At 57.7% G+C, this 6,158-nt stretch carries 6 protein-coding genes and 1 other RNA gene; 3 read left to right on the top strand and 4 right to left on the bottom strand.

Annotated features, from left to right (window positions below):
- Nucleotide 1: 1 nt before the first annotated feature.
- The 4 genes from rsmH to rsmI form a co-directional block, all read right to left on the bottom strand.
- Nucleotides 2-982: a 16S rRNA (cytosine(1402)-N(4))-methyltransferase RsmH gene (gene rsmH, locus ACESMB_RS04205; RefSeq protein ID WP_372970976.1), complete on the bottom strand. Its 981-nt coding sequence runs from the start codon at nt 980-982 to the stop codon at nt 2-4.
- Nucleotides 979-1,431: a division/cell wall cluster transcriptional repressor MraZ gene (gene mraZ, locus ACESMB_RS04210; protein ID WP_372925933.1), complete on the bottom strand. Its 453-nt coding sequence runs from the start codon at nt 1,429-1,431 to the stop codon at nt 979-981. Before mraZ ends, rsmH begins: the two co-directional genes overlap by 4 nt.
- A 308-nt stretch (nt 1,432-1,739) precedes the next feature.
- Nucleotides 1,740-2,101, bottom strand: an RNA gene (rnpB, locus tag ACESMB_RS04215) — RNase P RNA component class A.
- A gap of 55 nt (nt 2,102-2,156) precedes the next feature.
- Nucleotides 2,157-3,020, bottom strand: a complete 864-nt coding sequence (rsmI, locus tag ACESMB_RS04220; RefSeq protein WP_372925932.1) for a 16S rRNA (cytidine(1402)-2'-O)-methyltransferase — start codon at nt 3,018-3,020, stop codon at nt 2,157-2,159.
- Nucleotides 3,021-3,209: 189 nt separating this feature from the next.
- Here rsmI and ACESMB_RS04225 point away from each other — a divergent pair, with 189 nt between their 5' ends.
- The 3 genes from ACESMB_RS04225 to ACESMB_RS04235 are packed head-to-tail and all read left to right on the top strand — an operon-like array spanning nt 3,210 to nt 6,068.
- Nucleotides 3,210-5,078 carry a penicillin-binding protein activator gene (locus tag ACESMB_RS04225; RefSeq protein WP_372970977.1) on the top strand — a complete coding sequence of 623 codons (1,869 nt, stop codon included), beginning with the start codon at nt 3,210-3,212 and terminating at the stop codon, nt 5,076-5,078.
- 16 nt (nt 5,079-5,094) lie between these two features.
- Nucleotides 5,095-5,469 carry a YraN family protein gene (locus ACESMB_RS04230; protein WP_372925930.1) on the top strand — a complete coding sequence of 125 codons (375 nt, stop codon included), beginning with the start codon at nt 5,095-5,097 and terminating at the stop codon, nt 5,467-5,469.
- Nucleotides 5,470-5,471: 2 nt separating this feature from the next.
- Nucleotides 5,472-6,068, top strand: a complete 597-nt coding sequence (locus ACESMB_RS04235; RefSeq protein WP_372970978.1) for an SIS domain-containing protein — start codon at nt 5,472-5,474, stop codon at nt 6,066-6,068.
- Nucleotides 6,069-6,158 lie beyond the last annotated feature (90 nt).

Here is a 6,158-nt window from a genome sequence, read left to right on the forward strand (position 1 = left end):
GTTACGCGCTCCCCTGCTTATGTTGTTCCGGTATCCGTTCAAGAACACGCATGACCGCGCTTCTCGCCCGTACGTTATCGCTGACTTCTGCTGTATCTGCCTTGTTTGCTTTGCCTATCAGCCGGAATGCCGATGCTTCCTGTTCCGCGGTTACCGGAACCCCTTTTGGCAACCTCGGACCGCGCGCCAGGTCCCGCATGAACCGCTTGACCAGCCGGTCTTCCAGCGAGTGAAAACTGATCACCACCAGCCTTCCGCCGGGCATGAGCTTTTCGGCGGCAGCACTGAGCCCCGCCTCCAGGTCTTCCAGCTCCCGATTGATAAAAATGCGGATTGCCTGGAAAGTCCGTGTGGCCGGATGCTTGTGCTTTTCCTTTTTGGGGACCGCCTCACTGACCAGTGAAGCCAGCTGATGCGTTGTCTCGAGCGGCGCCTCTTTACGACGCTCCACAACGAGGCGGGCGATACGGCGGGAGAACTTTTCCTCACCGTATCGCCAGATCACGTATGCGATGTCTTTTTCATCCGCTTCCGCCAGCCACTGCGCAGCACTCGGTGCCCGGCCGGGATCCATCCTCATATCCAGCGGCCCATCCCGCATGAAGCTGAACCCCCGGGTAGCGTCGTCCAGTTGCGGGGATGAAACACCAAGATCCAGCAACACGCCATTAACCGCCATCCACCCCTGGGCATCAGCTGCCACCCCCAGTTCTGCAAAAGAGCCGTGGAACGACTGGAAACGTGAATCTTCCAGCGCCAGTTCCCGGGCTACCTGAATGGCCTCCGGGTCCTTGTCAATGCCCAGCAGTTTTCCACGCGCCCCGAGCTGGCCAAGAATCAGGCGGCTATGGCCACCGCGGCCGAAGGTGCCATCGATATAAACGCCTTCTGGATCATTAACCAGCAGCTCTACCGCCGAATCCAGAAGCACGGAGCGATGCCGGTACTTCCCGGCGGGCTCCTGCCTACGGCCAGTGGTCATAGCGACAATGCTTCCATTTCGGGAGGCATTTCGTCTTCATCAGACGACTCGTCAAGCCATGAGAACCAGCGCTCTTCGCTCCAGAGTTCCAGTTTTTTGCCCTGGCCAATCAACATCAGTTTTTTCTCTAAGCGCGCATAACTGCGCAGTGTGGGCGGCACCAGAATGCGGCCGGCCGAATCCAGCTCCAGCGGCGTGGCATGCCCCAGCAGCAGGCGCTGCAACCGTCGGGCGGCCTTGTTCATATTGGGAAGGGCTTCGATCTGCGGCCTCAACGCTTCCCACTGCGGCTCCGGATACACCAGCAAACAGCGTTCTTCATCGGCGTTGGCCGTCAATACAATGCGGCCACCACAGGCATGCGCGAGCTCTTCACGCACCCTGGCGGGGATCGCAAGGCGACCCTTCGCATCCATATTGATGGCATGACTGCCGAGAAAATTGCTCATTTGCACCTAATTCCGGGGTTGAGAAACCACAAATAACCACTAGAAACCACTTTTTCCCACTTGTGCACACTATAGAAACACGCAATACACAATGCAAGCGCCGCGATCAGCGCCACACCCGGGAAAGTTCCTTTTATGACAATAGGTTACAGAACAAGATTGACAACAGAGTGGAGGTTGCGAAAAAGAAAAACTCTAAAATCAATCACCTGCGGACAGAACTGAAGATGACAAGTGAGGTTTAAGATTTTTTGGCTATAAAAGCATGCTGGTGAGAATGACAGCAGTTACACATAAAGCAGAAAAGAAAAAAGAGCTCGCCGGTAAGCCGGGTTCTGTCTGGGACAGTCATTCATCTAGGGCCTGCGTCACCACAGGCCTCAAGCGACCTACCCGAATCCAGCGCGGGCCGCGCCATAGGATTCCTATTTGGTCTTGCTCCAGGTGGGGTTTACCATCGCCGTGAACTGTTGCCAGTCACGCGGTGCGCTCTTACCGCACCATTTCACCCTTACCGGTGGTCGCGAACGTGTCACGGCCACTTAGGCGGTATACTTTCTGTTGCACTTTCCGTCGGCTCGCGCCGCCCAGGCGTTACCTGGCACCTTGCCCTATGGAGCCCGGACTTTCCTCCCCCGGGTATACCGGCGGCGACTGTCTGGCGAGCTCGGGCGAGACCATACGCCAGCTCGCCAGGACAGGCAAGGAAAACCGGTGCCCCACTATTACTCCTTCAGCGCGAGCGCTCGCTGGTATAATTCATTCTTGGGCCGGCCAGTCAGTTCTGCTGCCAGCTTTGCTGCCTTTTTTACGGGCAACTCCTGCAGCAACAATCCCAGTACCCGATCCACTTCCACGGATCCTACCGCAACCTCAGCATCGCTGGCCCCGTGAACCATCACTACGAATTCCCCGCGGCTGCCATGGGGGTCAGCCTCAAGGATGTCTGCAACTGATTTTGCCGCACCTGCGTAAAAAGTCTCGAACGTCTTGGTGAGCTCCCGGGCCAGCACCAGCTCCCGATCACTGCCCATGACCCGTTCGATATCCCGGACCGTATCAACGATGCGATGAGGGGACTCGTAGAAAACCAGAGTTGCAGACTCTCTGGCCAGCCGCTCAAGTGCAGTGGTTCGCGCCCCCTGCCTGGCAGGCAGGAAGCCCTCGAAAAGAAACCGGTCGGTGGGCAGGCCAGCCGCACTTAATGCCGTCACAAGCGCGCAGGCCCCTGGCACCGGGGTGACCCGAAAGCCACGCGCCCGGGCTTCCCGAACCAGCACATAGCCCGGATCCGAAATCAACGGTGTTCCGGCATCCGAGATCAGCGCCACATCCTGGGATGCAGCAAGCTTTTCAAGGATCTGACCAGCCTTGTCCCGCTCATTGTGGTCATGCAGCGCCATCATCTGCTTACGGATCCCAAGGTGTTGCAGCAGCCGGCCACTGTGCCGGGTATCTTCGGCGGCAATGACAGCTACCCGTGATAAAATGGCAGCGGCCCTGGGGGACATATCGTCCAGATTACCGATGGGAGTGGCCACGATGTAGAGTGTGCCAGAGTTATCTGGCCGGTCATTCTGGGAGTTCACGAATACCTCTCTTTTGCCCCGTCGTATGACACCAACGTCATGTGAATTCACGCGGGAGCTGTTAAACTTGCTGGCCTGACATTTGAGCAAACCATTTACCGGAAGCCCGGCGGATTCAGGGCTCCCGGCATGATGCCGCCGATTATCCGGCGCCACAAGCGTAATAACCCGGAGTATTGTGAGCCAGCCATGACCAGATACCGCCTGAACCTGAGAATCACCGCCCTCCTTATGGCGATGGTATTGCTGTTTGCGGGTTGCGCCAGCGTAAACCTCGAATCTCATGTTGCCGAGAGCGCCAGCGAGGCCCTTGATCTGGCGGCCAGCGAATCGGACCGGCAGGAAGCACACGCCTACCTTTTACGGGCAGCAGACAGATTCCAGAATCAAAACCAGCACCGGGATGCCAGAACCCTGCTGCAGAGCAACCAGTTTGACGCGGCTGACGAGCAAACCAGAAACCAGTTGATACTGCTTTCGATGGCAAGTGCGACAGCCCTGGATGACGACACCTGGGCTGAAGACATTGCCTCCAACATTGCTCCGGGTCACTTCCTCAACTACGACCGCGACCTGATTAACCGGGCCGCGAAACTGCAAGAGCAGACCTATCGGCTTGCCGGCGACAATCTGGCTGCCGCCGTGACACTGATTCTGCTTGCAGAGGCGGATGCCAATGCCGACACCCAGTCTCTCCACGATGCCATCTGGCAGAACCTCAAACAGACCTCAGACGCCAAACTGGCTGACGAGGAAGGACGGGCGATCGGCTATGAAGCCCAGGGCTGGCTGGAATTGGCGGCAATTCTAAGAGAACCCGGGGCGAATCTTGACGAACAGGGCAGGATGATCCGTGACTGGCAGAACAACTGGCCCGACCACCCCGCTGCGTCCACACCGCCTGCAGAGCTGCAGCTCATCGCCAGCCTGGCGGATAGCCGGCCGGAAAAGGTCACGCTAGCCGTCCCACTCAGCGGACCCCTGGCCAGCGCTGGTGCGGCTATCCGTGATGGTTTCTTCGCCGCCTATTACGAGGACGAGTCAGCGGATCGTGAGAAGATCAGCATCCGCGTTGTGGACACTTCCGACAGTTCATTCCCGGAGCTGTACCGGGAATTGGCCAATGAAGACCAGGACCTGGTTGTCGGCCCCCTGGAAAAAGACGCACTGGCAGCGCTGGCCAACATGGACAGCCTGCCAGTCCCGGTACTGGGGCTGAACTACCTGCCCTCCGATACGGAAGCGCCTTCCGGACTTTATCAGTTCGGACTTTCTGCAGAAGACGAAGCCCGGCAGATCGCAGATCGCATGAACGCCGAAGGCATCGACCAGATTCTGGTACTCATCCCTGCAGGAGACTGGGGTGACAGATTGGAGAGCGCATTGCTCAAACGCCTGGAACACAATGAAAGTGTGGCGCTGGACATAGAACGCTATTATCGCGAGGACAATCTGCGCGCAGTCACTGCTGACCTACTGGGCATCACGGTTTCTCGCGATCGCGCCATCGATGTAGAACGCACGGCCGGTATCAACGTGGAATTCGAACCGCGGCGCCGTCAGGATGCCGACGGCATCGTCATGGTCGCTGAGCCCACCGTTGCGCGCCAGTTCAAGCCGTTGTTCGCGTTCTATTTCGGAGGCAACCTGCCGGTATATTCTCCCTCCATGGTTTACGAAGGCAATCCGGACCCATCCCGGGATCGTGACCTGAACGGCGTCACTTTCACAGACACCCCCTGGATACTGTCAGACGACAACCAGTTCCGCAGCGTGGTCAGGGAGGCCATGCCGGACATCAGGGGCCAGCTTGGTCGCCTGTTTGCAATGGGCGCCGACGCCTGGAACCTGAGCAAACGCCTGCCCCTGCTGCGGCAGGTTGAAGGCTCATCCATTGACGGACAGACCGGGAAACTGGCCATGACACCCGCGGGCAGCATCCACCGGGAACAGCTGTGGGCACAGTTCCGCAACGGTACACCGGAAAAACTGCCGCCGGTAGAAACGCCAGAAATCACAGAAATCCAGGAAATGGACGAACTTACAGAACAGGAATAACAAGGAACATACAGCCATGGATGGCTCCCAGAAAACCCGGAAAGCGACCGGAAACCACGCGGAAGGTGTTGCGGCGCGCTACCTCATGAGCCGTGGCGTTAATATTCTTGAGCAAAACGTCTTCAGCCGCGGCGGCGAAATCGACCTTGTCGGTGTTGATAATGGAATCCTGGTGTTTTTCGAGGTGCGTTACCGGGGTAGCGGCAGCCTCGCCGGCGCAGCCGAGTCCGTAACCGCGACGAAACAGAAACGACTGGTCAGAGCAGCTTCCTTCTACCTCCACAGGCACGGATTGTGGAATGCTGACAGCCGCATCGATGTTGTTGCCATCGCACCGGGCGAAAGCAGAAAATACCGGATACAATGGATCAAAAATGCCATTCAGGTCTGACTATGACGGATACCGAACAACAGATAAACCAGTGGTTCGCCAATCACATGGAGCACACCGCCCAAACCGCAAGCTCTGCAGCCACTGGCATTGAAAGGGCCTCAGACGCGCTTGTCGGCACCTTACTCAGCGACGGCAAGATCATTACCTGCGCCAACGGTAACGCCAACATCCTTGCCCAATACTTCTGTACTGCCCTGCTGAATCGGTTCGAGCAGGATCGTCCGGCACTGCCCGCCATCAACCTCGGCGCTGACGCGACCACTTATTCTGCAATCTGTCGCGACAATCGTTTTAACGATACGTTTTCAAGGCAAGTGCGTGCGATCGGCAAAGCCAATGATCTGTTGTTGGTCATTGTTGACGATGGCCACAAGGCCAACCTCATACAGGCCATACAGGCAGCCCATGACCGGGAAATGAATGTGGTTGTGCTGAGCGCCAAGGAAAAGACTGATATCACCTCCCTCCTGCACCCTGAAGACCATGAAATCGCCCTCGACAACCTTTCACCGACCGCCGCAACGCCCATAATGCTGGTGGTTATCAACGCCCTGTGCGGGCTGATTGACCAAAAACTTTTCGGCGGCATCGAGTAGGAGGGGGAGTTGCCTCCCCCGTCCTCTCACACCACCGGGCATACGGTTCCGTACCACGGCGGTTCATGGTTGGCTCTGAAGCCGTTTCAT

It is taken from the genome of Marinobacter sp. (genome assembly GCF_041686475.1).
Lineage (GTDB): Bacteria > Pseudomonadota > Gammaproteobacteria > Pseudomonadales > Oleiphilaceae > Marinobacter.

Coding starts and splice junctions, on each gene's coding strand:
- rsmH (WP_372970976.1), bottom strand. CDS start 982: ATGACCACTGGCCGTAGGCAGGAGCCCGCCGGGAAGTACCGGCATCGC.
- mraZ (WP_372925933.1), bottom strand. CDS start 1,431: ATGAGCAATTTTCTCGGCAGTCATGCCATCAATATGGATGCGAAGGGT.
- ACESMB_RS04225 (WP_372970977.1), top strand. CDS start 3,210: ATGACCAGATACCGCCTGAACCTGAGAATCACCGCCCTCCTTATGGCG.
- ACESMB_RS04230 (WP_372925930.1), top strand. CDS start 5,095: ATGGATGGCTCCCAGAAAACCCGGAAAGCGACCGGAAACCACGCGGAA.
- ACESMB_RS04235 (WP_372970978.1), top strand. CDS start 5,472: ATGACGGATACCGAACAACAGATAAACCAGTGGTTCGCCAATCACATG.